The sequence below is a fragment of the Nostoc sp. genome, from assembly GCF_036917615.1.
Lineage (GTDB): Bacteria > Cyanobacteriota > Cyanobacteriia > Cyanobacteriales > Nostocaceae > Nostoc.
Map to the genome: position 1 here is coordinate 158,457 of NZ_JBALCZ010000011.1, position 26,839 is coordinate 185,295.

Genomic DNA, 26,839 nt, shown 5'->3' on the forward strand with positions numbered 1-26,839 from the left:
AGTTATGAGCTTTGCCAACCTGATAGCCTGCTTACAGTAGTATAGTAGATAGCACGTGCAGATTATCTAGCCGAGCATCAACAATGAAATTTTTCCCAGGTGCTATTTGATAGCTACCATTGAGGTGCTGCGGCAAGCAACTTAAGAACCAATTGTTGTTCTATGGGTTTATAAAACAGATATCCTTAAGTAAAATTACAGTTTAAACTTCTGAATGTGGACACACCAGAAGCATCTATAGCAATCTTAAATGAAATATAAACTAATGATACATTTATACCCAAATGAAGTTCCTTACCAATCAATAAGAATTTTATTTTCCTAAACTGTATCAGGAGCAACACTGTTCGGATCTCAAATAGGATTGCTATACATAGTAAAAACAAAAAATCCCAAGTAAATTTTTTGGGATTTTTTATTTTAAATAAATGTTAATTTTGTTGTGTAAGTATGTCAACCTCATCGCCGATTTGTAAAATTTTTCCGGCTGACGATGGGGGTAATTGGGTATTGACACTCAATCTGTAAAAGTGATTAAAAGGCGATGAAGCAACCAAATTTGGCAGAGTTGCTTGTCGCTGGGTTGCAAAGATTTTTTGAAACTTTGGGTAAGCTTCCCCTAAGTAAGAATCGCGTGTTGGGACTATACAACGCTGACATGGATTAATCCCAAAAAAATGCACATTTCCCACTCGAAAGGAGACTAAATCACCTTGCTCACTAAATAGCTGATCTTCCCAAAATGCTGGTACCGCAAGGAACAAGTCGGGAAACCCTTGACGCTAGATTACTCGCTACCGCTACGCTAACGGCAGTTTCTCATGGGGGAAACCCCCAGACGCTCTCTACCAGACGCTGTTCGCGTTCGCGGACTCGTTGGCGGCAGCCTCTCGTAGAGAAGAGAGCTGCGCTATGCGCGGCATCGTCTCCCCTTCTCCCATTCGTGAGAGGCTAACGCCCGCCGTAGGATGCCCGAACGCGAACAGCGTCTCCTTTAGGAGAAAGGCTGTAGGGAGAAGACTGGACTGCCTCACCAACGCAGTAGCTCCTCCGTAGTAAACTTTTCAAGACAGATTTTGGATTAAAGATTGGTGATTTAGTAGTCCCCAATCTAAAATCTAAAATTCTTTTGTTGTTACTTATCCATTTGCTCAATATTGTTAATTATGGATATATTGGCGATTTATCTATTCCTCCAATATGATTTAGAGGCCAGAAGCGAACTACAGCACGCCCAATAATATTTTGGCGGGGAACAACACCCCAGCAGCGACCATCATAACTGTTGTTACGATTGTCACCTAGTACTAAATATGAATCGGCTGGTATAGTCTGGGGCTTTGTCAAAAAAGCTGGCTGTGGTGCTGATTGGCAAACATCAATTACTGTGGTCTGCCCAGAACTTAAGTAATTCCCTTCTGGGAGGGGTTTGTTGTTGATATAGACCTTGCCATCTCTAAGTTGTACTTGTTCTCCAGGTAAGCCAATTACCCGTTTAATAAAAGCATCCTGGTATTGTTCTTTTTGTAATTCTTTCGTAGGTGAAAATACTACAATATCTCCCCTCTGCGGGTCAGCAAATTTATATTTCAATTTATCGACAATGATTTTGTCTGCCTCCCACTGGTTTGGCGTACCATGCAGAGTCGGTTCCATCGATCCAGAAGGAATCCAGCGTGCTTCAGCAACAAAGGTACGAATTCCCAGAGCTAGAACAATGCTCAATACAATTGTTCTACCTAGCTCTGCGATCCAGGAATTATCAGGTTGTTGACTAGAGTTGTTATCAGGCACTTGATTTTGCATGAAATTACTTAACTGAACGAAAGATGTAGGTAATTAACTCGCCTAGTGAGACTTTATCTGTTAATCTTAACGGGAAAACTTTAATTTCCTAATCATGTTCGCATCTTGACTACCAATTTTAGATTGTGGATTTGAGATTTTGGATTGAGGGTGTTTCTTCTGGTTGATGACTCGCCTCTGGTGGGCGAAACCAATCTCAAATCCCCAAACCGTATTCTTTCTAGGATAAGGTCAATCCAAAATCCCAAATCGTTCGACTGAGGTTTCCGCACTGAGCTTGTCGAAGTGTGACGACGAAATCTAAAATCCAAAATTGATTGACGGGGTTCTTCATAAATTAAAAATAAACTTTTTTTAACAGGCGGCAAAATTGCTCACTCAGAGCGCGACTAAGTTTAACCTAAAAGCATAGTTCTCTGTAATACATAAGCTACCTTTGCTTAAGAAAGCGTCCGGAAAATAGCCATAACTCTTGCCACGATTGAATCTCTTCATTTTTAATTGTTGAACCCTATGTCATCTCCACAAATTTTACTGATTCGCCGCGCTCACATAATCTTACCCAATGGTGAACTGATGATTGGGGATGTGTTGACGCGCGATCGCCAAATAGTCGAAGTTGCGCCAGAAATCTCCCAACCAGAAATCTCCCAAACAGCACTAGTCACTGAAATTGACGCAGAAGGGTTGACTTTGTTGCCAGGTGTTATTGATCCGCAGGTACATTTCCGGGAACCTGGATTAGAACATAAGGAAGATTTATTCACCGCCAGTTGTGCCTGTGCTAAAGGCGGAGTCACTTCCTTTTTGGAAATGCCCAATACGCGCCCCCTGACAACTACACAGCAGGCTTTAGACGACAAGCTAGAACGTGCCTCACACAAGTGCTTGGTTAATTATGGCTTTTTTATTGGGGCAACAACAGAGAATCTACCAGATTTGCTTTTGGCAAAGCCAACACCGGGAATTAAGATTTTCATGGGGTCGATGCATGGTCAGTTGCTGGTTGATGGAGAAACAGCACTCTCTGCGATATTTGCTAAAGGCGATCGCTTAATTGCGGTTCATGCCGAAGACCAAGCTAGAATTAACCAACGACGCCAAGAATTTGCCAACATTCACAATCCAGCCATTCACTCCCAAATTCAAGATAATCAAGCGGCAATGCTTGCAACCCAACTGGCATTAAAACTTTCTCAAAAATATCAACGTCGTCTGCATATTCTGCATATGTCAACGGCTGAAGAAGCAGATTTGCTGCGTCAGGGTAAACCTAGTTGGGTAACAGCAGAGGTAACGCCACAGCATTTGTTGTTAAATACTAATGCCTATGAGAAGATTGGCACATTAGCACAGATGAATCCACCTTTGCGATCGCCCCACGATAACGAAGTTCTCTGGCAAGCTTTGCGCGATGGCGTGATCGATTTCATCGCTACAGATCACGCGCCGCACACCTTAGAAGAAAAAGCTCAAGAATACCCTAATAGTCCTTCGGGAATGCCTGGGGTGGAAACTTCCCTAGCTTTGATGTTAACTGCGGCGATGCAGGGACAGTGTACTGTGGCTCAAGTTGTTAACTGGATGTCCAAAGCTGTAGCTGTGGCTTATGGTATTCCTAATAAAGGAGCGATCGCACCTGGCTATGATGCCGATTTAGTGCTTGTAGATTTAAATACATATCGTCCAGTTCGGCGTGAGGAACTTTTAACCAAATCCCGTTGGAGTCCCTTTGAAGGCTGGAACCTCACTGGCTGGGCTGTAACCACGATTGTTGGCGGTGAAATAGTTTATGACAAAGGCCAGGTAAATACGCAAGTGCGGGGTCAAGCTTTAACTTTCTTATAGCAAATATTTATTTTGGATTGGGAATCGCCTTCTGTGTCTAGGTTATGGCAATCTATTTGTCGCACTCTTTTTTCAAATTGGTAAGCTGTTCCACACTTAAATTGCATAATTATGGCGGGCAAGATGCCCACCCCACAATACTTTCATGAAATTTAGATATGCAAACTAGATGTGGAACAGCTTATAAAAGGCGAAAATCTTTGTTTTTCCTCCTTTACCCTTTTAACCAAAGGGTATTGACTTGTCGCTGTATCAGAAATTGCAACTTTAAACCCTGAATTTATTTGTAGTGTTTCAAGTCAAATCTTCAATAACTACTTCCTTCCCCCGATAAGATTACCTATTTATTCTTCTTTTGCCTACTTGACATCCTTGGTATGGTAGTTGCTACAACGGAGGGAACTTAACCATAGAAATAATCAAGGAGAATTGCTATGTCCTTCAAAATTTTGGCTTTAGACGGTGGCGGTATTCGTGGAGTCGTTGCAGCACGAATACTTCAACAAGTAGAACAAGAAATTAGAAATCAGGGGAAAGGAAACTTTTTACACGAATACTTTGATCTGATTGCGGGCACTTCTGCTGGTTCAATGTTAGCAGGAGGGATTGCTGTCGGAAAGGAAAGTGATGAACTCATTAAATTATATATAGATAGAGGTAAAGATATATTCCCGCTGGATAGAAAAGAGCGCTATAAAAACTTTCCGTCCATCATTCAACCAATTCTTAATGTATTTTCAGTACCTAAATATTCTCATGATGGAATTGTTAGCGTCCTCAAAGATGCGTATAAATCCACAAGAATAAAGGATATTGAAAAACCCATTATCTTGATTCTTGCTTACGATACGCTATATCGTAATACAACCTTTTTTACAAATTGTCATCCCGATCTAGGAGACAGATGGTACGATGACTGTTATTTATGGCAGATATGTACCGCTTCTGCCTCAGCACCCACTTTTTTCCCACCATATAAATTAAAACCTGTAGATAAAGAAAAATTTGGTGATTGGGAATTTCCACACATTGATGGAGGAGTTTCTGCGAATAACCCTTCTCTGGCAGCTTTGAGTCTAGTTATGAGGATCAGTCAGTCTTCAGTCGATTCAACAATCAAGCAAAAGTATAAACTTGATAATCTGCGATTGGAAGATATTTCTATCCTTTCTATTGGCACAGGTCAAACTGGTGAACCATATCAATATGAGCAAATAAGCAAATGGAGAGGCTTGAACTGGGCACAACATCTTACTAATATCTTTATGGAACCTACATCTGAGATTGGTAGTACCATTTGCCGACAAATCATGGGTGGATATGATTCTAAACGTTACTTACGTCTTCAGTATGACTTAAATGAGACATTTAAACCCAAGCCAAAAGAGACTTATAAAGATCCTCGGATTGTATTACCTCCAGAAGATCGAAAAAACCGATTTACAGGGGAAAAAGTCACTGAAGAAATAGATAACACTAATCCCGATATTCTTCAGCAGTTAATAGATACTACCTCTGCATTCATTGATCGAGGTCTTACGTATTATACCAGAGACGATTCCGGTTATCCGATAAAAAAGGCGATCGCTTCTTTCATTCAAGATAACTAGTGCATCCACGTAGGCATATTAACATCAACTAATTTCGGATATAGCGTTTCCTAAGCAACTGAGGTACACCCAAATCTTGTTTAACAAGGTTAGTAGCTTTGAAAACGTACCTTACCAGATCGGGAACTGCTATAAAACATCTCGTATTTCTACGATAATTATGTAGAAATACGAGATGTTTTATTTAAGGCTTTATTAATATCAGTGTTAATTACAGATGTGAAGAAAAGAAGTTATTGCTATTTAAAATTATTTAAATTAATTTTCAAATATTTAATATATTCAGTATTTTTGTGTATATATTATGACTTTGTTTTGGGTATATTGAGTATAAGGAAAAATTAGACAACTTCTACAGAACTTGATGTTGTTTAACTTTCCTATACTAGCTTTGGCTGCTAAATAATCCAGATTTGTTCTCTTAATGACAGTAGAGAACCAATCGGGTTATACCAAGCTGACTAAGTTCTGTGAAAATTCTCATTTAACCCAACAACAGTTTACATTTTCTTAATTCATACACCATCTAAATCAGTTTTTTAACTGATTATTGCAGCAATAAAGCTGCTGTTAGAAAATTTTTTCATTTATTTTTGGTTGAGATAACAATGTTAGTGACTTACGGTGGCGAACGTGGTAGTGGCAGATAGGACGAGTGTGGAGTTCTCCCTCGACTATTTGCAGAAATTTTTTAGTGTTGCGATCAAAAAAGTGAAATCTCTCGTACTTCAGTCGGGAGATGAGCTTAAATCGCGGTAATGACTTCGCTAATGGCACAATTAAATGGTATGAGTTCGACTTGACGAGTGCCCCCATGCCCATAAGTCAAACTGATACTCAGATAACTATCTGGCTTGTAGGGCAATCGTTCTGCCCATTCAACTGCCACAATTCCTGGTATGACTTCAACACCTTCCCAGTAACTTTCTAAATTCAGGGCTGCAACTTCTTGTGGTTCTAAACGATATAAATCCAGGTGGTAAAGGGGGAAGCGTCCTTCCGTGTACTCATTAATCAACGTGAAAGTTGGACTGACAATGGGTTCAGCGATTCCCAAACCTTTGCCAATGCCTTGAACTAAAGTAGTTTTACCAGCGCCTAAATCACCTTCTAGTAAAATTACACTGCCAGGGGTCAGGGATTCACCGAGAGTAATACCTAAGCGTAGCGTCGCCTCTGTATCTGCAAGAAAAATTTTCATCATTAGTTAAAAGTCAAGAGCTAGCTCACTATGAATTTTGGACTATTAACTCATCTTCCATGATGACCTCTACTGTACCACCGCAACAATACTTGTGCTAGTTTCTGCGGATTGTGACGGACAAAACCCGTTTCATCTTCATACAAAACATTAGCTGGAACAATCCTTCGCCCTAACTGAGTTACAGCTTCTCTATCCAGGAAAACGGGATGGGAGTTTTGTTGGGCGTAGCGGATGAGTGATTGCTCAGAGGGGGATTTTTTGTGTATCAGCACAGCATCGAATAGCCGTCTTTGCCCACAAGCAGCATCAATTGCTCTGATGTGATCAGCAACAGTGTAGCCTTCAGTTTCTCCTGGTTGAGTCATTATATTGCAGATATAAATACGGGGGGCATCTGTTTGAGCGATCGCATCGGCAATTTCTGGTACTAATAAATTAGGAATTAGGCTAGTATAAAGGCTACCTGGGCCAATAATGATGTAATCAGCTTCTTTAAGTGCCTTAATAGCTGCTGGTACCGCTGGGGGATTAGCTGGAATGCAGCCAATTTTAACAATTTTACCGCCAGCTTTGGGAATGCTAGACTCCCCATCAATGCGGCGACCATCGGCTAATTCTGCCCAAAGGCGAACATCACTGAGAGTTGCTGGTAGTACTTGTCCCCGTACCGCTAGCACTTTAGAACTGGCTGCAACCGCTTGTTCTAAATCTCCAGTAATATCACTCATTGCCGTTAAAAACAAATTGCCAAAACTGTGACCCGTCAACCCATCTCCAGCCCGAAAGCGGTATTGAAACAATTCTGTTAATAACTTTTCTTCATCTGCTAGTGCAGCCAAACAATTGCGAATATCCCCTGGTGGTAGCACTCCAAATTCTTGGCGCAACCGCCCAGAAGATCCACCATCATCGGCGACAGTAACAATCGCAGTAATATTAGCGCTGTAGGTTTTCAGTCCCCTCAACAACGTAGAAAGTCCTGTACCACCACCAATTACCACTATTTTCGGGCCTCGGTACAATCGACGATGGGCCAGCAAAACATCAATGAGTTCCTCTCCGCCTTCTGCTCTTAGTACTTTAGTAATTGAGCCTACGGTGCGAGTTTGTCCCCAAAGCACTAACAGCAAGCCGCCAAGCAGCACCAAAGGCCCGCTGAGATAGTTGGGTAAGATGTTGGTGATTACTCCCAGAAAACCCCTAATCAACTCAATCATCAAAAAAATCGGGGTCAGCTTAATCCAAATAGCTAACCCTAAACTCGCCAGCAGTACACCCCCAGTACTGATCAACAACCAACGTTTTACCGATAGTCCAGGGGATAACCATTTGAACCACTGGTTAACCCGATAGGAAGTACGAGAACGCGACTGCTTTTGCAGGGCGTTGAGGGCTTGTCTGAGAAAACCAATTGACATACCTGATTTGGAGCAGTGCTACAAACAATAATTAACAGAAAATGTACACCACTTGGTTTAAAACACCAGGCGTGGAACTATTATATTTGTCAATTCCTTTAGACTAAGAGCAAGTCGTGAAGATTGCCAGTATTCCTAGTTAAACAATACGCTGGCTTGATAAAAGTGAATTTAATGGAAAAACGAATTTTAGGATTAGATCCAGGACTGGCAATTTTAGGATTTGGGGTAATTACCTGCACACAAACTCCCAACAAGGTACAAGAGACTACAGTAAATATGCTGGATTTTGGGGTAATTAAAACTTCAGCAAATGTAGAAATGGGACAGCGCCTATGTACCTTGTTTGATGATTTACACACCCTGATGGAGGAATTTCAACCAGATTTGGTGGCGATCGAGAAACTATTCTTCTATCGGATGTCAAGTACAATCATGGTTGCACAGGCGCGGGGTGTACTCATTTTGGTCTTGGGCCAGCGTCGTCTTCCCTACGTAGAGTATACTCCTGCTCAAATTAAGCAAGCTTTAACAGGCTATGGCAATGCGGATAAGTCGGAAGTGCAAGAGGCGGTAGCGCGGGAGTTGGATTTAGATGAGATTCCCAAGCCGGATGATGCAGCGGATGCTTTGGCGGTAGCTTTAACGGCTTCGTATCAGATGTAGGTTGTAAAAAGAGAATAAAGTTGGAAACTGAATAATAAATGTGGAAACTAGACAATAAAGTTGGAAACCAACTGGCACAGATGGGAACTTGGCTCAAGAAATCAGAATTTCAGAACTTATGTAAAATTATGATTTGAAGTAAATAGGTAGGCACGATAAAACCGATATATGTTTAGTTTTGTCAAAACTGTGAAATAAGGAATTTCTAAGGTATTGCCTAAATTTATATTTCGTTACATATAGCAACGGACAGGAAGCTTAGGACAAAAATCAATTCACAATGTACGCTTGTTGAAAGCATCTACCGCCAACTTGTCCTAACGGCTTTGTCTACTGCTATAATAAGGCGTTGAGTTCTTCTGTTTGCCATTGCGTTAAAGGAACTGGTAATTGCCCGTACAGTAATTTTTTGGCTGCTAGTAAATGAACTCGGTCTAGTTTGAGTTCATTGATGGCGTTATGGTCGAGGATATGATTGCTAATGCGGTTAGAAACTTTTACAGATGCATCAAATAGTGCAGCGACTGTTGGTTGGTCTTTTTCTCCACTAATGCCGCGATCGCGCAAAATTTGATCTACATTAGCCATAATGACGTTAAACCAGCCGAAGTTACCGCCACTCATAGCGTAAGCAGCTTCTACTAAGCCTTCGGGATAGGTTTCGCTTAAGCGTCCTTGTTGTGTGAGAGCATTGACAAAATCACTAACATCTGCAAATGCATTTTGTGAAAGTTCAACTAATTCAAAACGTCGGGCTGTAGACTGGATTTCTCTTAGTTCATCACCAATAGCTGGGGAACATAAAGCTACATATCTCAGCCAAGGTAATTTTCGCCGGGGATCTTCTTCTTTGATGGCTTTGCCCATCAGTTTAATTGCCCGACCATCAAGACGTTTAATATCTTCAGGTTCTAAATCGTAGGTGGCGGCTTCGGCGGCTGTTTCTAGTTCATCCAGGGTAATTAAGATATATTTAATCCCAAATTGGCTTAAATAATCGTAAGCAGCTTGGCAGAGATTTGTTACTAGAGAAGAGTCTTCATAGAGAATTTCATCTGAGTAGTTTTTTTCGACTTCTAAGGCTGCGGCTAATTTGCTTTCTTCAAAACCTTTAACAATCAGGCGGTCATAGGCTTCTTTGGCAATACTGACTTGAATAGAAGTATCAAAGGTCTTTTTAGTTAGGGGTAAAAGGGCTTTATACAAACCGTAGCCAAACCAGTTATCGATGTTGTGGTATTCGTTGGCAATCTGGCTGTAACGGATGTAAAGACCAAGATATTGTTCGCGGTCTGTATCATTATCAAATAGTTTGGCATCAGTTAAAGACCCAGCTTGGTCGCGTACTGCCCAACCGGGGGAAGTATTGTTAATTTGGCTGATGAGTTCGTAGGCGAGGCGAGATTTACCTACACCCCATTGGGCGATGATGGCAAAGACATGGGCAAAGCGTTCATCTTCTTGGTCTATGAGGTGGATAAAGTGCCGAAACTTAAAAAAGAAATCTCTTTGTCCAACAATGGGATGAGTTAAGGGATAGGAAGAAACACCAGTAGTAGCCCAGCGATAAGTAGCAGTATTATGGTTATCTTTTGCTAATTTTTGATTATTCATAACTTATTGGTCAGCATAGCTTTTATATATCAAAAATGTTTTTTACTGTAATTTGTGGCAAAAATATGAGCTAGTCACTCTCTAATTTCAGTATTTTCATCCATAATAAAATCAATAGTTTCCCTAATCTCTGGTACAGCATTAATAATTTTAATTTTTTTATATACAACCTCTTGATTGTTTAATGTCCAGTCAAATAGAGTTTAGAACTCTGCTAAATTCATACGCACCCTGATAGGTAAATGTTAAAGTACTAGGTAGAGTAATAATGGATTTATTGAGATTATTCATAGTTAATAGGTTTAAAAGCTAGAAATAAAGCGTCGAATTCTGGGTAAATACTCCAGTTAATTAATTTACGTTGCCTGTCGCCAAATAGTCCCCTTCCATGTCTGGCTTGTCCTGATTCGGCGGCGTGTAGTTCAATTGCGCCTTTTTTAAAAGCTGCACCCAGTAACTCATCCATCCATTTTTCAAAGCTATTGGCAGTTTCCAAAGCGGACGCGATCGCAGTATATTGGGCAAATGTTCGCATCACAGGTTCGGGGCTTGTTCGGCGGGTGCGTCAAACAGAGTACGTTCTAATTCTGTGTAATTGCTAGAACTGAGGGCGGCTTGGGGTAAGAGTTGAATTAAAGTTTCAGATGCTTGTCCCAAGGTGTTAATAGCTTCGCTGAGTCCTTGTGCATCCCGGCGAGTTCCCAGTTCTTGCAGACGTGCGGCGATAATTTTACCCCAAGCTTGGCGGATATCAGCTTCGCAACTGAGGAGGGCGGCGACTGTTTCTGAGAGGCTAGGTAAGGTTTGCAGCAGTTGGACGGTTGCAGGAGTAGCGATGATGCGGCTACCATCGGTGGAAGTTATCCACATTCCGAGGTTTTGCCCGATTTTTAGGGGGCTGATGTCTGCGGTGGGAATTTCACCAATAGTTAGGAGTTGTTCTAAGTTGCGGATGGTGGAATGTGAAAGCTTCATTTTTTCGCCTCAGTTGAGGTCAGGATTCCAAAACTCTAATGCGGGAAAGCTGCCAAAGTCTCGATAATTAATTGTCCAAACGGGACATTTACGCACTCTTGCTGCCCAAATTACTGTCGCATCTTCCAGGCTTCCCTGCCAGTTAGGGATGGTTTGCAGTAGGGCGAAGATTTCAAGAACGTCAGCTTGGTTGACTGGAATTAGATGTAAGCTTTCTAACATGATGTTTAGACTGCTTTGGGCTGTCCTGGGGTTAGTTGTGTATAACAACCATTTGTAAACTTCAAACAAAATAGGAATAGGAGTATAAACTCTGACTTTAGCTTGACTGAGTTGTTCAAAGCCAATTCTGCATTCTGTATGTTGGGGGTCTTTAGCATATAACAAGGCGATTAAAGGCCCTGCATCAATCACCACTTGCGAGATGGGACTTAGCATGGATTAATAATATTAGGAGAGTCTTCCGCTTGGTTGCTGGCATTTTTAGGAGATTCGTTGACTATTCCGGCTAAGGTGAGTAGTTTAGATAGATTTTTACCAGCTAGTTTTTCTTCTAGGGCTTCCTGAATGAGACGTTCTAGGTTTTGATCGGGATGATCTTGTAAATATTGTTCTAGTTGTTGGGCTAGGGTATCGGGTAGGTCAATTGTACATTTCATAATTTTCTATAATTTGCTGAGTTTACCTATTTTGACTTTAGTGTTTATTCCTCCTCTGTGTCTTTGGTTATTTGGTCGATAATTTCATAAAGTGCGTCTAAGTCGGGGAAGAGGGGCGGTTCGTCTTTGATATCTATTCCTTTGTGGGTGAGGCGTGAGAGGATGGTTTTATCTGGTTCTCTGTCGCCTTTTTGTAGTACTTGTTGAGCGGTTTGGAGTTCTTCTTCGGTTATTTTTCCTTCGATGAGGGCTTCTACTAGAAGTTGTGCGGTGATGGTGAGCAATATTACAAAGTTAGAACAAGTGTTTCTGATTCGTGCAAAATTGCCTACCTGCTTTATCAAGTTATTCGGAAGTAAAGCAATATTACAAGACTCTATTTCTCCTTTTGTAAGTTCAGGTCTTGTTGATTTAAAACTATGTCTTTCTGTAACAGCACGACCAACCTTAGTTTCGAGGAATTCTGCTACATAACAAGGGTCAATATTTGGTTTAATTCTAGCTCTAATCAGGTGAGATGTAATGTTACCAAGTGGCAAATTATCAGGATATACAGCAGATGAACCTATGCGCCTAGCTTTAGTAATTAATAAATCATTAGGTAAAACTTCACTTCTGGATAATTCCTGTTGCTTTGCAGTATCTATCCAAGCTAAATCATCAGTATTTAATTGCCCATTTTCACAATTTATCACTCGAATGACAGGATGTAATGCTTTTTTACCTGTACGATAATCTGTTACTTTCAGATTACTTCCAAATGGCCCATCTGCAATATTTAGAGAAATTGATTTAATTGATGTATGGGGATAGGAACGTACAATTCTATCAGACTCTAAAAAACGAGGCATATAAGCATTAGGATTAAGGCTATCGACTAATTCATTTGTGCTTATCCGTGATGTCTTACCTTTAGAAAATTCCCTAGGATTAAAATCTGTGAAAATTTCGGATATTTTGTTTTGAAGTTCCCGCGATCGCTCCCTCAACCTATCCGCCAATCGCACCTTATCACCAATGTAGTTTTGAGCTTCACGAATCTCTGGAATAGGTAACTTAATATTCAATAAGTCATCAGGAGCAAGAAATTATACATTGAGATTTGTTCTCAAACGTGACCTTGCAATTACAGCATAAGGACAAGATAGAACTGATACTAGATAATGTGGATCTACCTGCTCTTTCTTAACTAATGCTCCCCAGATAGTGCCACTTACTAAAACTCTATTTTCCGGTGGCATCTCATTATATGCAGTAATCTGATTAGGCCCTTTTACTTTTACCAGTAGTTCATTACCTCTAAGCTGACCTTTGGGATATTGTTCAGCAAATTTAGGAGAAACCCTACGACATGAATTTAAATTAACAAAAAAGCCATTTTCCCAAAAATCATCTGCTGTCAAAAAAGGAATCCAGTTATTAGGGACATCATCATTTTCTAAAGTTTCAGTACCAAAATAAATTGATCGCCGCCCTTCTTTAACAATATTTTTGAGGCGTGATATTTTTATAGATGAACTTTTGAGACGATCCTCGTTATCAAGAAATAATGGATGATAATAAACAGCATCTAGGCGATCGCTCAAACGTTGAGCATTAAGTCTAACAATACTTGCCATCATTCTCCCCTCACATAAGCACCAACGATCGCCGCCAAATCATTTGACACGCCGACGCTATAATTTTCCACATTATTTTTCACCAAATAGCCCAAAGTCTCAGCCATACCCATAAACACATTCGGTTGCGGCTCATCCTGAAACCTTACTGGCTCATCCTTCCTTACCTGACGTTTCTGTAAATAAAGGATACTAGTTTTTGCCCCCGTTCCTGATAGCTTAAACGTATCCGATGGCAAACTAATCACTGCTTTAACTATCGCCTTTCCCCCATGAAATTGCCCCGTTGCTTCATCCTTCTTCCCCATAATGTACTCACGCACATATTTGTCACCAGAATTACAAAGCACCCCATCGGGAAAAACTATTAATAACCTTCCCCCCGGTTTCAACAACTGCAAACAACGATTACTCCCCTACTCCGCTGGAACCCAGTATCTGGAGTTACAGAATACGACGTTGAGGTAACAGGGTCAAAAGGTTTAATGTGGAGAACCAAAACCAAGGCAAATCAGGTAATTTATGCTGGTAAGCCTTTAGAGGCTGGACTCCCTTATTCTCTGATTGTACGCACCAATACGGGAAAATCTTCTCAAGAGGATATTGCCCCCAATCGTCAGCAAAAGCTCAATTGCCTGACACAAATAAGTACTTATACTTATGTGACAGTTTCCAACTTTATTATTTGCAGCTAAGGCCAGATGGAAGACAAATTGGATTAGAGTTTCCAACTTTATTTTTTCAAGCCTGTTCGATATCAAACGGAAAATCAGGGCTTTTAGCCACTCTGAGTATCCAACTATATTGTCGTTGTACAGTAGGTTTTTAAATACGCTAAGTGCCCAATCAAATCAAAATTTTCATTTGATTGGTGGACGCACTGACATTAATAGGACTTACGCAAAAAACCTCTCAAACTCTTATTCCCACCGAAGTTCAGATCGGCGGAAGCCGCCGCTCCGACTTCTCTTTGTGTCGCGCCAGTTGCTTCTCCCTTGGCGCTAGCCTCTCCCTTTGGGAGAAGGGGAGACGCTGCGCGTAGCTTGCTTCTCCGTAGGAGTACAAGTCTCTTAACCCGCCCAACACACTGGCTTCTCTGCGTCCTCTGTGGTAGCCTGCGGCAAGCCGCTTTGCGTCTACGATTTTCCGTTGCTTGTGCGTAAGTCCTAATTAAAAGTGAACTAAAGCATTTTTTCTAAGAATTGCTTGGCCCTTTGGGACTGAGGATTTTCAAAAAACTTCTTAGGAGTGGTATCTTCTGCTAAAGTCCCTTGATCGAGAAACATAATTCGACTAGCCACAACTCTAGCAAATCCTATTTCATGGGTAACAATCGCCATTGTTATCCCTGTTTGAGCTAAATCTTGGATCACTTGGAGCACATCTTTGACCATTTCTGGATCTAAAGCAGAGGTGGGTTCATCAAATAAAATCATCTCTGGTGACATTGCCAAAGTGCGGGCTATAGCTACCCTTTGTTTCTGTCCCCCTGATAGTTTGGATGGAAAGACATCTGCTTTTTCCTCTAAACCCACCTTTGTCAATAACTCCATCCCTTGATTTTGGGCTAACTGCCGATTTATTCCTTTCACCTTAATCGGAGCATAGGTGACATTTTGCAATACTGTCATATGGGGAAATAGATTAAAGTGTTGAAACACCATCACCAGCTGTTGACGAACCTTGGCAATGTTTACCTTGGGATGAGTGATTTCTTGCTCTTGAAAATAGATTCTGCCTTTAGTGGGGCGTTCTAGCAAGTTCAGGCACCGCAGAAAGGTAGATTTACCCGAACCAGAAGGCCCAAGAATAGCAACAATTTCCCCTTGGTGAATCTTCGTAGAAATATCTTTGAGTACGTCGAGTTTGCCAAAGGATTTACACAAGAATTCTGTCCGAATTACGACTTTACTCACTTTGTCTTAACTTCCTTTCTAAAACGGATGCACTCTTAGTCAGACCCATAACTAAAACATAGTAGATTAACCCCGCAAACAGTAGAGGTTCAAAATAAATATACTTATTTGCACCAACAATTTGGGCACTGCGTAATATTTCCACTACACCAATTGTTGATACCAAAGCTGAGTCTTTCAACAGTCCAATAGTTTCATTCACCAATGCAGGTAAAATGTTCTTCAATGCTTGGGGCAAAATTATGTCCCACATCATCAACCGATAAGGAACACCCATAGACATCGCCGCCTCAGTTTGTCCTTTATCTACTGCTTGAATTCCACCCCGGATGGTTTCTGACATATAAGCCCCAGAGTTGAGGGTAAAAGTTAGCACCCCTGCTTCTAAAGCCGAGATATCATAACCTGTGAGTTGGGGTGTCGCATAGTAAACCAAAGCCAACTGTAATAGCAGGGGTGTACCTCGAAATACAGAGGTGTAGGCGTTGGCAAGCCAGGTGAAGGGCTTGATATTAGTGATTTTGCACAAAGAAAGAACTGTACCCCAAATTAACCCGAGAAATACTGACAAGAGCGTAAACAACAATGTCAAAGGGATGCCTTTGAGGATAAAGGGAATGTCTGGGATAATTCTGGTAAAGTCTAGATTCAGCCCGCCTTTAGCAGGAGATTTAGATACAGTAGCGGTTGAGGTAGTTTGCGAAAACCATTTGGTGACTAATTTTTCTAGTTCTTTTTTGTCCTTCATTTGTTGCAGGACTTTATTAAAAGGTTCTACTAAGCCCGAACCTTTCGGAAAAGCGATCGCCGAGCCACTCACGTCATCTGAGGGAATAACGTTAAACTCTAAATCTGTGTTGGCTTGGGCAAATCCTCTAGCAACGGTGTCCTCAACAATTGCTGCATCAATTCGCCCCGATTTGAGTTCCTGAATTATTTCTGGTACTTTATTGAGTTGTTTTAGCTGAATCCCTGTAACTTTTTGAGCAATTTTTTTAGCATTTTGCTCTTGGATAGTCCCCAATTGTACCCCGACTTTTTTAAGAGCTAGGTCTTGAGTCTGTTTGATATTGCTATTTTTGAGAGCGACAATCGTATCTTTTGCTTGGTAATAAATAATTGAAAAATCAACATTTTTCTGACGTTCTGGAGTGGGAGTCATCCCCGCCATAACAAAGTCAGCCCGCTTCGCTTGCAGTGCAGGAATTAATCCATTAAAATCTGATTCTATTATTTTTAGTTGAAATCCTAGCTCTTGAGCAACAGTCTTGGCAACATCTACATCAAAGCCAACAATTTGTCTCTCAGATCCTTTAGTATCATAAAACTCATAAGGTGGATAATCTGGGGAAGTAATCATCGTCAGCGTATCTTTGCCTATAGATGAGGCTGCTTTTAGAGAATGGCTAGAACCTGTGATGATGCTAATCAATACCATTGTGACAAATAGCATCGTTAATAACCATATTTTTATTTGATTCATGAACTTGATAATTATTTAGATAAACAGTGTATAACTCTTATTCAGTTAAGGACAGGACTTTAAGGATAGGACTTACCCAAAATTAACAAAAAACGAACCACAAAGGGCGCATTCGCGTAGCGTCTCGTAGAGAAGGACACAAAGGAATAAGAGTTCCAGAGAGTTTTTGGGTAAGTACTGAAAGGTCTTTGGCGCTAACTGAACCATATTGGCTTATAACATGGTGCGTTAGGCGCGAGAGTTATGTTTCTCGTGAAAAATCATATCGAAACATGCGCCTAACACACCCTACAGTAATTTTATTTTTACTTTATAGATGACCTCTAAACCCTTTAATTTACGATAACTAATTATCTGGACTTGATATTAGACGGTATAGTATCTCGCCAGCCTTTGGAACAAGCAAGATACCTTCATCCTCACGGTTAGCCCATTCTATGGGTCGAATGGTAGCCGGATCACGATAGTTCAAGTTATGAGCAGCACAGCGTTCAGCAGAAATACCAGTAGCTAAAGTGACGCGAATCCGCGCTTGTTCCCCTTCTATGGGATCAAAAGTACCCATACCTTTTAAATGAGTACTATGAGCCAGCACTCCACCGGGATATGCTTGAAATTTATCCCACTGTTTGAGGAAGTAATCCCGCACATGATAGCCAATTTGGGACAGGATTTCGCCGTGCGTATAGCTAAATTCAGTAATGTGAGGGGCATATATAATTAGCTCACCTCCGTCGGCTACTACTGGCTCTAGCTTGTACATTCCTTTAGCTGCTGTCCAAATGTCGTCATACATTTGGGGCATGACTGAAAGCACTTGTTTAAAAGGCTGATCTAGATATTTAATATGCAGTTTGGCTGATAATTTTGCAGCAGCTTCCCAGGCTGATTCTGGTTTATCTATATAAAGTCCAGCTAGCTGATTCGTTTTGGGTGCAACCACCATCGCCAAGCAAAGCTTTGGGGTAGAAATTAGGCTAGCGGCTCGGTTAATCAAGCGCCGAACTGGTGTTATTCCCGGTGTACCAATAATTTCATAACAGCTGATTAAAGCACCTAACCAGTGTGATAGATCAATTACTTCCTGACCACCAATGCCGGGAAAAAAGTATTTATTTCCACCAGAAAAACCGACAACTTCGTGGGGAAAGACCGGGCCGCAAATCATTATTAGATCGTACTCTGTTACAAGCTTGTTAACACTTACTTCAACTGCTTGATGTAGCATTCCCCGGCTGATCTCTGCTATCTCATCTGCCGAAATTACTCCACAAGAAATAAAAGTATCTGGTATATTCCAAAGGTGGTTAAAAATTTGAACCTTTTTAAAAGTTGTCTCTCGCTCCTGGTGTGTTACCCCCACCAAGCGATTGATCTGTTCTTCACTCATGGGATTATGTGTACCCAGAGCAATTAAAAAATCCAGAGCCGCAACCCTCTTACCCAACTCCTGATGAAGCAATCGAAACATTTGAGGTATGGGAGCAGTGCGGGTGCTATCTGGAATTAATACCAAGATGCTCTGTCCATCCAACTTAGGGTCTGCTAAAGCTTGATGAACCAAATCGGAAACCTGCTGATCTGAAAGTGTTCCGTTAGTTACGGTTAGTGAATACATTTTTATTAAACTCCGCTGTAGATACTAAACCCACCGTCTACAGGTACGACTACTCCGTTGACGAAACTAGAACCAGAACTGCATAACCAAATCAAGGTGCTGAGTAATTCATCCGGTTTTCCGAAACGTCCGGCGGGGGTATGGTCGATAATTTTTTGCCCGCGTATAGTCAAACTGCCATCTGCATTTAACAGTAAATCTCGATTTTGTTCCCCAATAAAGAAACCTGGCGCGATCGCATTTACTCTTAATCCATCTCCATACTTTTGGGCGAGTTCTACCGCTAGCCAGCGAGTAAAGTTATCTATCCCGGCTTTAGCGGCTGAGTAGCCAACCACACGGCTAATCACTCGGATGGCAGACATAGAAGAAATATTCACAATACAACCGTGGGGCTGATTTTTTTCCACCATCGCTTGACCAAAAACTTGGCTGGGGAGTAGAGTACCGACTAAGTTGAGGCTAACTACTTCCTCAAAAGCTGCGTGTGGCATATCAAAAATAGTCGCATCAGGGGTAATTGTGGCAGCCGGAATATTACCACCAGCCATGTTTACCAGGATGTCTATCTGACCCCAACGCTGTATAATAACACCCCTGGCTATTTCTAATTGGGAGCGATCGCTAACATCTGCGATCACAGCTATGCTTTCTCCACCGTTAGCGGTAATTTCAGCCACTACCGCACTCGCTCGTGCTTGATTGCGACCCAAAACCGCGACTCGCGCTCCAGCAAGGGTCAAACCCTTTGCCATAGCCCCACCAAGCACACCAGAACCGCCTGTGACTACTATTACCTGCTCTTTTAGGCTAAAAAGTTTATTTAAAATCAAGTCTGGCATCAATGATTCCTCTGCTTATTCCAATTCAGAATTTGTAATGACGCTCTCTACGAGACGCTCTTGCTAGCTTGCTTCTCCACAGGAGTAAGCAGACTCGCTAACGTAATTAAAATAGAGGGAGCATTGGAAAATATTTAACTCATCCCTGTTCTAATCGGTCTTGAGATTTTAGTTATAAACCCTTACGTAAGATGCATTTTAGTTGTAATTCTAGCCAGTTGCCCTCGTCTGACAAGCGTGCTATATAACTTTTGTAGCAACTACATAGAGTCAGCTTCGGATAGTATCCAGTTGCTCTAGAAAAGAGTCATGATGCACTACCAGAGTGAGAATCCCACCAACTAACAGTCCTGCTGCCATTACAAGCAGCCCTCCGGTAAAACTATTAGTTGCATCCTTAATTAAGCCAATAACGTAGGGAGCAACAAATCCTCCCAAGTTGCCCACAGAGTTAATCAACGCTAAGGAGCCTGCTGCTGCTGTACCGCTTAAAAAGCCAGTGGGTAAAGCCCAAAATGGTCCTAAAGCCCCCCAAATTCCCAGTGCTGCCAACGAAAGGGATGCTAGAGCAGTCACAGGCTGATGAGAGTAAGCACTCAAAACTAGACCAAATGCCCCAATAAAAGCTGGAATCGCAACATGAGCGCGGCGTTCTCTAGTTTGGTCTGAGTGGCTACCAACAAAGACCATTCCAATCGCACCTACTAGATAGGGAATAACTGACAAAAATCCCACCGATAAATCACTTAATCCAGAAAAACCTTTAATAATTTGTGGTAGCCAGAAACTTATACCATAAAGACCGATTACTAGAGTGAAATAAATCAGGCTCAGTAACCAAACTTTAGGATTGACAAGAGCTTGGAGTAAAGTGTAGCTGTTGTGGCGTTGTTTGTGTTCGGATTCTAGCTGCAATCTCTCTTGAAGCCAGAAACGCTCCTCTACTTTCAACCATTCAGCTTGCTCTGGACGTTCGCACAGATAATTCAGCACCACAAAACCCATAACGATCGCGGGTAAACCCTCTACTAGAAATAACCACTGCCAACCCGCTAATCCCGCAATTCCATGCAGAGTCAGCAGCAGACCAGAAAGGGGCCCTCCCACAACCCCAGCTATCGCAGTTGCTGTCATAAATAAAGCTACGGTTTTCGCGCGTTGAATTGTTGGGAACCAATATGTGAGGTAAAGAATAATTCCAGGAAAAAATCCAGCTTCTGCAATTCCTAAGAAAAAACGCAATAAGTAAAAGCTAAAAGGGCTTTTGACAAACATCATTCCTGTGGCAATTACTCCCCAAGTTATGGCAATACGGGCAATCCAAACCCTAGCACCAATTCTTTCTAAGATGAGGTTACTGGGAATTTCAAACAAAAAGTAGCCCAGGAAAAAGACACCCGATCCGAAACCGTAAATTGTGGAACTAAAGCCCAAATCATGATTCATTTGCAAGGCTGCAAACCCGACATTAATCCGATCCAAATAAGCAATTATATAAAGTACTAACAACAAGGGAATCAGCCGCCGAGTTACCTTGTTTAATACCTTTCGTTTGAGGGCTTCATCTGATGTCATCTAAGTTGTCCCATTTTATCCAAGCAGTTGCTATTGTTTCAAAGCCAAGCGATCGCACGTAGACCCAGCGATTCTTGGGGTTGAGAGATATTGGCTTAATTAGCAGTGTTATTACTATTGACAAAACTGATTTCATCTTAACCTGTCACGAATGGCGCATAACTAAACCAACCATTCAAAATGGCGCAAGAGCAAGAAATATAATTCTTTTGAATGAGTGACTTTTACTTCTCTACCTTGGGCTGCGCCAACGGCTACGGTTCCATCGAGTTTAGCCTGAGCGACGTCGAAGGGCGAAGCCGAGATGCTCACGGTACTAGTACACCACGGCGTAAATAGCGCAAAGTCTGAGCGGCGGTTCCCGCCGATCAGAACTTTGCAAGACGAGCAACTATTTAAAATCCCTAAAAAGCCCATTCCATAATACTTTTGAATGAGTGACTTTTGACTTCCGCCTTGCGGTACTAGTCCTAATAGCTTGATTTTGGAGAATTGGTATTAGTCCAATTTGTAAGCAACCTTAGCCAGGTCGTAAGCTAAAGCGTGAGCCATATCATACCCTTCCTCTTCCTCAACCAATCCCCGTGTTACTAATCCGGCTAACCAGTTACAAGCTACCCGCCGCCAGACATTGTGACGAGCCGGAATAGAAACGAAAGCGCGGGTATCATCATTAAACCCAGCAGTATTATAAATTCCGGCAGTTTCCATTACCTGATTGAAGTAGCGCTCCATGCCATTTACGCTGTCGTGAAACCACCAAGGCGGCCCGAGCAATATAGTGGGATAATGACCGGCTAGCGGAGCCATCTCTCGGCTGAGGGTGCTTTCATCCATGCCAAAAATAATTAAGCGGAAGCGCTGATCATTACCGTAGGCTGATAACAACGGGCGCAGATTTTGAGTCCATTCTATTTTTAGCGGAATATCAGCACCTTTATCAGCTCCAAATCTCTCAAATAAAGCGGCGTTATGGTTACGCATAACACCACAATGCATTTGCATCACCAAGCCATCTTCTACACTCATCCGCGCCATTTCCATGAACATATGACCGGTAAACTGTTCTACATCACCTGGATTCAGCTTGTCGGCTAATGCTCTAGCAAAGATAGCTTCTGCTTCCTGGTCAGAAAGGCGTGTGGTATAAGGTGTAGCTGCACCTTGATCGGTAGCTGTCGCGCCCATTTTTTTAAAGAAAGCCCGACGTTCTTCTACAGCTTGCACAAAAGTAGCGTAAGTGTTAATTTCTCTACCGAGAGTGCTTTCCAATTTGGTAAGATTTTCCCGCCAACCAAAAGCATCCAGGTTAACTACTGCATCTGGTCGAAAAGTTGGTCTGATTTGAGTAAAACCTTGTTGGTGGAGCGATCGCTGATTCTCTAGGGTATCACTGGCTGCATCGGTTGTACAAAGCACTTCGATGTGAAAGCGTTTGAATAAAGCACGAGGGGAAAACTCAGGCAAGGCTAACAGACCTTCCAGGTAATCATAGATATGTCCGGCATTGCGAGAATTTAAAGGTTCATCTACGCCAAAGACGTTAGTTAGTTCCTCTTTCAGCCATAACCCGGACGGAGTACCCTGGAATAGATAAAAATGTTCGGCGAACAATTGCCAGATTTTGCGGTGGTCGGTTTCTGCTGGTGCATCACTAGTAGGTATGCCCAAAGCTTGTAGAGGTACGCCTCGACTGTAGAGCATCCGCAAAAGGTAGTGGTCAGGGATAATAAATAATTCGGTCGGTGTACCAAAACGGGCTGCGGGATTAGCTAACAAGGCTGGATCTACGTGGCCGTGTGGGCAGACCAGAGGTAGCGCAGATATGCTATCAAAAAATTCATGGGCTAGTCGTCTTTGCACTGGTTCTGGAGAAAAGCAGCGATCGGGAGATAAACTCGATTTTTTGGTTAACATATTTTTGTTTGGTTAAAATTTTTAGTACTGCTGCATGAAAATAAGAATTTGCCTCACGCTCAGACGCAGATAAACCCCGTCCATTTTGAAACCTGGAGTTTTTAATCAGAGGATATTTTTGGTTGTGGCTTGAAGATGAGCTTGACTCTGATTACAAAAAAACTACAATTTTCAAGATAGACAGGCTTTGAGATTATTTTCTTAATGCTGCACTACTACCACGCTGTACTAAAAAAGGAGATAAAACTCGGTTTTCTACAGTTTTTTCCTCTAATAAATCGAGTAACATTTGCATGGCATAACCACCAATTTCTAACATTGGCTGGCTGACTGTCGTGAGTGCAGGCGTAACGTAACGCCCCAAGGCAATACCATCAAATCCAACCAGACTTAAATTTCGCGGCACTAAAATACCTAGTTCTTGGCAGACCAGCAGAGCGCCAATTGCCACCATATCGTTGTAACAAAAGATGCCTGTCACCTCAGCCATCAATAGTTTAGATAGCATCTGTTGTCCAGTAGTAACATCGCTTGTTCTGGTATCATCTTCATCACTAATTGCAACCCAATCAGTATTTTGTGGTAGACCAGCTTCAGCAAGAGCCATTTGATATCCTTCTAAGCGCTGCTGGTTCGACCTGCTGCGATCGCCTACACCCAGATAACCAATAGCGGTGTGTCCCAGACTTATTAGATGCTCTGTGGCTAATCTAGCACCTAAGCGATCGTCTATTGCCACTGAGTGAAATATTTCGCATTCATCTTCGGTCTGGCTGTTAATCAGAACTGTTGGCACAGCAAATTGCGTTAGTTGTTTGGTATGCTGTTTACTAATTCGTGAGTCGGCTACTAAGATCCCGTCCACTCGGCGGCGATGAAAAGTATCAATAGCTGCTATTTCCTGCTCAAAATTTCGGTGTGAAGCACTCAACAAAACACTCAAGCCTGCCGGTCTGGCTATCTCCTCAATTCCCTCTACTACTTCAGCAAAAAAGGGATCTGCGATTGAAGTTACTACTACACCAATGGTATTAGTGCGTTTATTTTGCAAGCTTTGAGCAATAGCATTCGGCACATAGCTCATCTCCTGCGCCAGCCGCTTAATTTCTTCTCGCACTTTCGGGCTAATTAGAGCGTTATCTTGCAAAGCGCGTGAAACTGTGGAGTGAGAAACGCCTGCCCTTTGAGCAATATCTTCAATTGAGATTCTTCGTTTATTCATTTTTTATCTGAGCTTTTTAATTGCACACGTGTGCATTAAATATATAATATTATAAATACTATAGAAAATAATCGTTATTTGTCAAGAGATTTTAATAAGCTGTTCCACACTTAAATTGCATAATTATGGCGGGCAAGATGCCCACCCCACAATACTTTCATGAAATTTAGATATGCAAACTAGATGTGGAACAGCTTACAACTCACATTTTGCATGGAAAAGAGTCAGGAGTCCTGATTTCTATCTCCATTTGAATAACTTAACTTTTCTTAAGAAAAATATGATTAAGCAGTCGATGATTATTCTGGTAATGGGTGTATCCGGTTCTGGCAAGACCACCATCGGAAAACTGCTAGCAGACTCGTTAGAATGGGAGTTTAGCGACGCTGATGCTTTCCACTCGCCAGAGAGTGTTGAGAAAATGCGACGCGGTATCGCTCTGAGTGAAGCTGACAGGACGCCTTGGTTGCAAAATTTGCAAACAGCCATAAAACATTGGCTGCAAGAAAATAAAAATGTGGTGCTAGCGTGTTCGGCTCTAAAAGACAGCTATCGGCAATTTCTGGTATTGAATAGCGAACGCATCAAGCTAGTTTACCTCAAAGGGTCTTATGAGTTGATTCAAAAGCGGTTGCAAGAGCGTCACAATCATTACATGAGCGAAAAACTGCTCAACAGCCAGTTTTATACTCTTGAAGAGCCATTAGATACCATATCTATAGATGTTGCACAGCCACCCCAGGTAATTGTCCAAAACATTAGAACGGCTTTGGGTATTTAGCTTATTGGTGACAACCGCAAGATTAAGATTAATCACGTCTCTAAAAAAACACGAACTTTTGGCAACTAAATTACATCAGATGTCAGTCTAAAGAAATATCAAAGCAACCACATAACTGGAGTAGTGGGAGAAAACTAGTGTTTCTAAGATTAGCGCAACAACATCAGGAATTCATCCAAGACTTGGTAATGAACCTGCAAGCCTTGACAATTATACTCGAGCGGCGTGGTTATACTGCCTCTTGTTATACATGCGGCGACCAAATGAACAGTGCTTCATTTATGGTTAGCTTGGGAGAAAAGCACCTAATTCGGTTTTTAGTATCTGATTACGGGATTACTTGGATGGAATTGTGGGACGATCGCGAATTAATGAAGTTGGAGGGTGCAGAAGCAATAAACCAGCTACAAGAGTTGGCTAATATTGTCAAGTATTCTAATACCATAGAATTGACAAATTGTCACTCCCTTGGCTGAGTTCGATAAAAAGTTAACATAGATTTGGCACACGTGTATAGAATTAAAGTTCATTTGAATGTTTTATGCACACGTGTGCATAAAACATTCAAAGTACCATTTAACGAATTAACAAAGAAGACATATCTGCCGCAATGGTCAGCTAGCAATCAAGCTTTAGAAGCATGGGTCAGCCCTTTTTCTGCGAGACGCTACGTGTAGCTTGCTTCTCCGTAGGAGTACGGGGAAGTCAAAAGTCAATTAGAGGCATCAAAATCTCTGAGAATTAGCGATCGCATAAGTGCTTCGTCTTAACTCTAATCCACATTTTATCTACTTTGTCAATGTTTTGCCTAATTCCTAATTAGACATCTCCAGAAAAGAATGTAGAGACGCGAAATTTCGCGTCTCTACAAGGGTTTGAGTGAACGCATAATTAATTTTCCCAGATGTCTATTGATTCTGAGCGGACAAAATACTTGAGGGAGTAAATCATCTACAGGTATCCAAAGACGAAAAGAAACTTAACATCACTTTTTGCACACGTGTGCAAAAATAAATCATAAGTCCAACACAGGTTTTGCACACCTGTGCATAAGATGGAGTGCGAAAGTACCATTTAACAAATCAATATCGATAAGTAAAAAGATATGTCTCAAACTCTAAATAATATCATCGACCAAGCTCAAAACAACCCCTTACATTCGTTAGAAGAATGGGAAGAAGACTTACTTAATCGCTATCCTGATCCGGACAGCATAGTTAAAGAAGGTAAAACCACCGAAGAGTACAGAAATTACGAAGCGCCTACTAGAGACACGGTGAAAGAGTTCTATCGGTTAAATCATATCAATCAGACGTATGATTTTGTATTAGAGAAAAAAGAACACTTTCGGAAGTTGGATAAGAAAGCAATGTCTGTCTGGGATGCATTGGAATTTTTGAATCAATTGGTTGATGATTCAGATCCTGATACAGACTTAGATCAGTTACAGCACCTATTGCAAACATCAGAAGCCATTCGCGCTGATGGTCAGCCAGACTGGATGGTACTTACTGGCTTGTTTCACGATATGGGGAAGGTACTTTGCTTATTTGGTGAACCCCAATGGGCCACAGTAGGCGATACCTATCCTGTGGGTTGTGCATTTTCTGATAAAATTGTTTTCTCGGAATTTTTCAAAGAAAACCCTGATTCCAATAACCCTATATATAACACCATATATGGTGTTTACGAGCCAAATTGTGGCTTGAGTAATGTACATATGTCATGGGGACATGATGAGTATGTATATTACATGATGAAAAACTATTTGCCTGAATCTGCATTGTACATCCTTCGCTACCACTCATTTTATCCTCAACATCGCGAAAATGCTTACGAGCATTTGATGGATAGACACGATAAAGAAATGTTTAAATGGGTGAAGTTATTCAATGCCTACGATTTGTATTCAAAGAACCCTAATCCTCCGGATTGGCAAAAACTAAAGCCTTACTATGAAGATTTAGTGGCTAAATATTTATCCACAACCTTAAAATTCTAAATCTGCGCTAATAGCAAAGGCAAAGAATTTAAAAAATACCCTACAGACATTATAACTGATTGGG

General features: G+C 41.5%; 27 protein-coding genes and 1 pseudogene. 8 read left to right on the forward strand and 20 right to left on the reverse strand.

Annotated elements, in window-relative coordinates; all coding sequences use genetic code 11:
• Nucleotides 1-431 precede the first annotated feature (431 nt).
• Nucleotides 432-752: pseudogene (locus V7K85_RS02150) on the reverse strand (MOSC domain-containing protein); the annotation flags it as partial.
• A 412-nt stretch (nucleotides 753-1,164) separates the two neighbouring features.
• Nucleotides 1,165-1,806 carry a signal peptidase I gene (lepB, locus tag V7K85_RS02155; RefSeq protein ID WP_334811019.1) on the reverse strand — a complete coding sequence of 214 codons (642 nt, stop codon included), beginning with the start codon at nucleotides 1,804-1,806 and terminating at the stop codon, nucleotides 1,165-1,167.
• Nucleotides 1,807-2,319: 513 nt separating this feature from the next.
• Between lepB and V7K85_RS02160 the strand changes: the two genes are divergently transcribed.
• Together V7K85_RS02160 and V7K85_RS02165 are read left to right on the forward strand one after the other, a co-directional pair.
• Complete coding sequence (locus tag V7K85_RS02160; protein WP_334811020.1) at nucleotides 2,320-3,654, forward strand: dihydroorotase; 1,335 nt, start codon at nucleotides 2,320-2,322, stop codon at nucleotides 3,652-3,654.
• A 434-nt stretch (nucleotides 3,655-4,088) separates the two neighbouring features.
• Nucleotides 4,089-5,264 (forward strand): patatin-like phospholipase family protein, encoded by a 1,176-nt coding sequence (locus V7K85_RS02165; RefSeq protein WP_334811021.1) that lies wholly within the window; start codon nucleotides 4,089-4,091, stop codon nucleotides 5,262-5,264.
• Between the two features lie 745 nt (nucleotides 5,265-6,009).
• On the opposite strand, the gene tsaE is transcribed toward V7K85_RS02165, so the two are convergent.
• Together tsaE and V7K85_RS02175 are read right to left on the reverse strand one after the other, a co-directional pair.
• Nucleotides 6,010-6,465, reverse strand: coding sequence for a tRNA (adenosine(37)-N6)-threonylcarbamoyltransferase complex ATPase subunit type 1 TsaE (tsaE, locus tag V7K85_RS02170; RefSeq protein ID WP_334811090.1), 456 nt, complete (start codon nucleotides 6,463-6,465; stop codon nucleotides 6,010-6,012).
• Nucleotides 6,466-6,515: 50 nt separating this feature from the next.
• Nucleotides 6,516-7,886: a gluconeogenesis factor YvcK family protein gene (locus tag V7K85_RS02175; RefSeq protein ID WP_334811022.1), complete on the reverse strand. Its 1,371-nt coding sequence runs from the start codon at nucleotides 7,884-7,886 to the stop codon at nucleotides 6,516-6,518.
• 174 nt (nucleotides 7,887-8,060) lie between these two features.
• On the opposite strand from V7K85_RS02175, the gene ruvC reads away from it, so the two are divergent.
• Nucleotides 8,061-8,552: a crossover junction endodeoxyribonuclease RuvC gene (gene ruvC / locus V7K85_RS02180; RefSeq protein WP_334811023.1), complete on the forward strand. Its 492-nt coding sequence runs from the start codon at nucleotides 8,061-8,063 to the stop codon at nucleotides 8,550-8,552.
• A gap of 336 nt (nucleotides 8,553-8,888) precedes the next feature.
• On the opposite strand, the gene V7K85_RS02185 is transcribed toward ruvC, so the two are convergent.
• From V7K85_RS02185 to V7K85_RS02220, 8 genes are all read right to left on the reverse strand, one after another.
• Complete coding sequence (locus V7K85_RS02185) at nucleotides 8,889-10,166, reverse strand: hypothetical protein (protein ID WP_334811024.1); 1,278 nt, start codon at nucleotides 10,164-10,166, stop codon at nucleotides 8,889-8,891.
• 283 nt (nucleotides 10,167-10,449) lie between these two features.
• On the reverse strand, nucleotides 10,450-10,704 hold the full coding sequence (locus V7K85_RS02190; protein WP_334811025.1) for a hypothetical protein: 255 nt from the start codon (nucleotides 10,702-10,704) through the stop codon (nucleotides 10,450-10,452).
• Nucleotides 10,701-11,141: a hypothetical protein gene (locus V7K85_RS02195; protein ID WP_334811026.1), complete on the reverse strand. Its 441-nt coding sequence runs from the start codon at nucleotides 11,139-11,141 to the stop codon at nucleotides 10,701-10,703. Before V7K85_RS02195 ends, V7K85_RS02190 begins: the two co-directional genes overlap by 4 nt.
• 9 nt (nucleotides 11,142-11,150) lie before the next feature.
• Nucleotides 11,151-11,579 carry a type II toxin-antitoxin system VapC family toxin gene (locus tag V7K85_RS02200; RefSeq protein WP_334811027.1) on the reverse strand — a complete coding sequence of 143 codons (429 nt, stop codon included), beginning with the start codon at nucleotides 11,577-11,579 and terminating at the stop codon, nucleotides 11,151-11,153.
• Nucleotides 11,573-11,800 carry a hypothetical protein gene (locus V7K85_RS02205; RefSeq protein ID WP_334811028.1) on the reverse strand — a complete coding sequence of 76 codons (228 nt, stop codon included), beginning with the start codon at nucleotides 11,798-11,800 and terminating at the stop codon, nucleotides 11,573-11,575. Before V7K85_RS02205 ends, V7K85_RS02200 begins: the two co-directional genes overlap by 7 nt.
• Before the next feature lie 44 nt (nucleotides 11,801-11,844).
• The gene (locus V7K85_RS02210) at nucleotides 11,845-12,867 is read right to left on the reverse strand and encodes a hypothetical protein (RefSeq protein WP_334811029.1); all 1,023 of its coding nucleotides are present in this window, start codon (nucleotides 12,865-12,867) and stop codon (nucleotides 11,845-11,847) included.
• Between the two features lie 21 nt (nucleotides 12,868-12,888).
• A complete protein-coding gene (locus V7K85_RS02215; RefSeq protein ID WP_334811030.1) occupies nucleotides 12,889-13,422 on the reverse strand; it encodes a hypothetical protein in 534 nt (177 codons plus the stop codon).
• On the reverse strand, nucleotides 13,419-13,820 hold the full coding sequence (locus V7K85_RS02220; RefSeq protein ID WP_334811031.1) for an N-6 DNA methylase: 402 nt from the start codon (nucleotides 13,818-13,820) through the stop codon (nucleotides 13,419-13,421). The genes V7K85_RS02215 and V7K85_RS02220 overlap by 4 nt, the downstream gene beginning before the upstream one ends.
• Before the next feature lie 84 nt (nucleotides 13,821-13,904).
• Between V7K85_RS02220 and V7K85_RS02225 the strand changes: the two genes are divergently transcribed.
• Entirely contained in the window at nucleotides 13,905-14,114 is a 210-nt protein-coding gene (locus tag V7K85_RS02225) for a hypothetical protein (protein ID WP_334811032.1), read from the forward strand.
• A gap of 486 nt (nucleotides 14,115-14,600) precedes the next feature.
• On the opposite strand, the gene V7K85_RS02230 is transcribed toward V7K85_RS02225, so the two are convergent.
• The 6 genes from V7K85_RS02230 to V7K85_RS02255 all read right to left on the reverse strand — a co-directional run bounded on the left by V7K85_RS02230 (nucleotide 14,601) and on the right by V7K85_RS02255 (nucleotide 20,989).
• On the reverse strand, nucleotides 14,601-15,335 hold the full coding sequence (locus tag V7K85_RS02230) for an amino acid ABC transporter ATP-binding protein (RefSeq protein ID WP_334811033.1): 735 nt from the start codon (nucleotides 15,333-15,335) through the stop codon (nucleotides 14,601-14,603).
• Nucleotides 15,328-16,818, reverse strand: coding sequence for an ABC transporter permease subunit (locus tag V7K85_RS02235; protein ID WP_334811034.1), 1,491 nt, complete (start codon nucleotides 16,816-16,818; stop codon nucleotides 15,328-15,330). Before V7K85_RS02235 ends, V7K85_RS02230 begins: the two co-directional genes overlap by 8 nt.
• A 346-nt stretch (nucleotides 16,819-17,164) precedes the next feature.
• Complete coding sequence (locus V7K85_RS02240; protein WP_334811035.1) at nucleotides 17,165-18,436, reverse strand: lactate racemase domain-containing protein; 1,272 nt, start codon at nucleotides 18,434-18,436, stop codon at nucleotides 17,165-17,167.
• A gap of 5 nt (nucleotides 18,437-18,441) precedes the next feature.
• Complete coding sequence (locus V7K85_RS02245) at nucleotides 18,442-19,278, reverse strand: SDR family oxidoreductase (RefSeq protein WP_334811036.1); 837 nt, start codon at nucleotides 19,276-19,278, stop codon at nucleotides 18,442-18,444.
• A 270-nt stretch (nucleotides 19,279-19,548) separates the two neighbouring features.
• Entirely contained in the window at nucleotides 19,549-20,853 is a 1,305-nt protein-coding gene (locus V7K85_RS02250) for an MFS transporter (protein ID WP_334811037.1), read from the reverse strand.
• Nucleotides 20,840-20,989: a hypothetical protein gene (locus V7K85_RS02255; protein ID WP_334811038.1), complete on the reverse strand. Its 150-nt coding sequence runs from the start codon at nucleotides 20,987-20,989 to the stop codon at nucleotides 20,840-20,842. Before V7K85_RS02255 ends, V7K85_RS02250 begins: the two co-directional genes overlap by 14 nt.
• A 77-nt stretch (nucleotides 20,990-21,066) precedes the next feature.
• Between V7K85_RS02255 and V7K85_RS02260 the strand changes: the two genes are divergently transcribed.
• Nucleotides 21,067-21,192, forward strand: a complete 126-nt coding sequence (locus V7K85_RS02260) for a hypothetical protein (protein ID WP_334811039.1) — start codon at nucleotides 21,067-21,069, stop codon at nucleotides 21,190-21,192.
• A gap of 159 nt (nucleotides 21,193-21,351) precedes the next feature.
• Here V7K85_RS02260 and uxaC read toward each other — a convergent pair whose 3' ends face one another.
• Entirely contained in the window at nucleotides 21,352-22,770 is a 1,419-nt protein-coding gene (uxaC, locus tag V7K85_RS02265; protein ID WP_334811040.1) for a glucuronate isomerase, read from the reverse strand.
• 193 nt (nucleotides 22,771-22,963) lie between these two features.
• Nucleotides 22,964-23,992, reverse strand: coding sequence for a LacI family DNA-binding transcriptional regulator (locus V7K85_RS02270; protein WP_334811042.1), 1,029 nt, complete (start codon nucleotides 23,990-23,992; stop codon nucleotides 22,964-22,966).
• 295 nt (nucleotides 23,993-24,287) lie between these two features.
• On the opposite strand from V7K85_RS02270, the gene V7K85_RS02275 reads away from it, so the two are divergent.
• From V7K85_RS02275 to V7K85_RS02285, 3 genes are all read left to right on the forward strand, one after another.
• Nucleotides 24,288-24,773, forward strand: a complete 486-nt coding sequence (locus tag V7K85_RS02275; protein ID WP_334811091.1) for a gluconokinase — start codon at nucleotides 24,288-24,290, stop codon at nucleotides 24,771-24,773.
• Nucleotides 24,774-24,910: 137 nt separating this feature from the next.
• Complete coding sequence (locus tag V7K85_RS02280) at nucleotides 24,911-25,249, forward strand: DUF1815 family protein (protein WP_334811043.1); 339 nt, start codon at nucleotides 24,911-24,913, stop codon at nucleotides 25,247-25,249.
• A 629-nt stretch (nucleotides 25,250-25,878) separates the two neighbouring features.
• The gene (locus tag V7K85_RS02285) at nucleotides 25,879-26,775 is read left to right on the forward strand and encodes an inositol oxygenase family protein (RefSeq protein ID WP_334811044.1); all 897 of its coding nucleotides are present in this window, start codon (nucleotides 25,879-25,881) and stop codon (nucleotides 26,773-26,775) included.
• Nucleotides 26,776-26,839: the final 64 nt, after the last annotated feature.

Excerpts from the sequence above, each read along its gene's own strand:
- lepB (WP_334811019.1), bottom strand. The coding sequence starts at position 1,806 with ATGCAAAATCAAGTGCCTGATAACAACTCTAGTCAACAACCTGATAAT.
- V7K85_RS02160 (WP_334811020.1), top strand. The coding sequence starts at position 2,320 with ATGTCATCTCCACAAATTTTACTGATTCGCCGCGCTCACATAATCTTA.
- V7K85_RS02165 (WP_334811021.1), top strand. The coding sequence starts at position 4,089 with ATGTCCTTCAAAATTTTGGCTTTAGACGGTGGCGGTATTCGTGGAGTC.
- tsaE (WP_334811090.1), bottom strand. The coding sequence starts at position 6,465 with ATGAAAATTTTTCTTGCAGATACAGAGGCGACGCTACGCTTAGGTATT.
- V7K85_RS02175 (WP_334811022.1), bottom strand. The coding sequence starts at position 7,886 with ATGTCAATTGGTTTTCTCAGACAAGCCCTCAACGCCCTGCAAAAGCAG.
- ruvC (WP_334811023.1), top strand. The coding sequence starts at position 8,061 with ATGGAAAAACGAATTTTAGGATTAGATCCAGGACTGGCAATTTTAGGA.
- V7K85_RS02185 (WP_334811024.1), bottom strand. The coding sequence starts at position 10,166 with ATGAATAATCAAAAATTAGCAAAAGATAACCATAATACTGCTACTTAT.
- V7K85_RS02195 (WP_334811026.1), bottom strand. The coding sequence starts at position 11,141 with ATGAAGCTTTCACATTCCACCATCCGCAACTTAGAACAACTCCTAACT.
- V7K85_RS02200 (WP_334811027.1), bottom strand. The coding sequence starts at position 11,579 with ATGCTAAGTCCCATCTCGCAAGTGGTGATTGATGCAGGGCCTTTAATC.
- V7K85_RS02205 (WP_334811028.1), bottom strand. The coding sequence starts at position 11,800 with ATGAAATGTACAATTGACCTACCCGATACCCTAGCCCAACAACTAGAA.
- V7K85_RS02215 (WP_334811030.1), bottom strand. The coding sequence starts at position 13,422 with ATGATGGCAAGTATTGTTAGACTTAATGCTCAACGTTTGAGCGATCGC.
- V7K85_RS02225 (WP_334811032.1), top strand. The coding sequence starts at position 13,905 with ATGTGGAGAACCAAAACCAAGGCAAATCAGGTAATTTATGCTGGTAAG.
- V7K85_RS02235 (WP_334811034.1), bottom strand. The coding sequence starts at position 16,818 with ATGAATCAAATAAAAATATGGTTATTAACGATGCTATTTGTCACAATG.
- V7K85_RS02240 (WP_334811035.1), bottom strand. The coding sequence starts at position 18,436 with ATGTATTCACTAACCGTAACTAACGGAACACTTTCAGATCAGCAGGTT.
- V7K85_RS02245 (WP_334811036.1), bottom strand. The coding sequence starts at position 19,278 with ATGCCAGACTTGATTTTAAATAAACTTTTTAGCCTAAAAGAGCAGGTA.
- V7K85_RS02250 (WP_334811037.1), bottom strand. The coding sequence starts at position 20,853 with ATGACATCAGATGAAGCCCTCAAACGAAAGGTATTAAACAAGGTAACT.
- V7K85_RS02255 (WP_334811038.1), bottom strand. The coding sequence starts at position 20,989 with ATGAAATCAGTTTTGTCAATAGTAATAACACTGCTAATTAAGCCAATA.
- V7K85_RS02260 (WP_334811039.1), top strand. The coding sequence starts at position 21,067 with ATGAGTGACTTTTACTTCTCTACCTTGGGCTGCGCCAACGGCTACGGT.
- uxaC (WP_334811040.1), bottom strand. The coding sequence starts at position 22,770 with ATGTTAACCAAAAAATCGAGTTTATCTCCCGATCGCTGCTTTTCTCCA.
- V7K85_RS02270 (WP_334811042.1), bottom strand. The coding sequence starts at position 23,992 with ATGAATAAACGAAGAATCTCAATTGAAGATATTGCTCAAAGGGCAGGC.
- V7K85_RS02275 (WP_334811091.1), top strand. The coding sequence starts at position 24,288 with ATGATTATTCTGGTAATGGGTGTATCCGGTTCTGGCAAGACCACCATC.
- V7K85_RS02285 (WP_334811044.1), top strand. The coding sequence starts at position 25,879 with ATGTCTCAAACTCTAAATAATATCATCGACCAAGCTCAAAACAACCCC.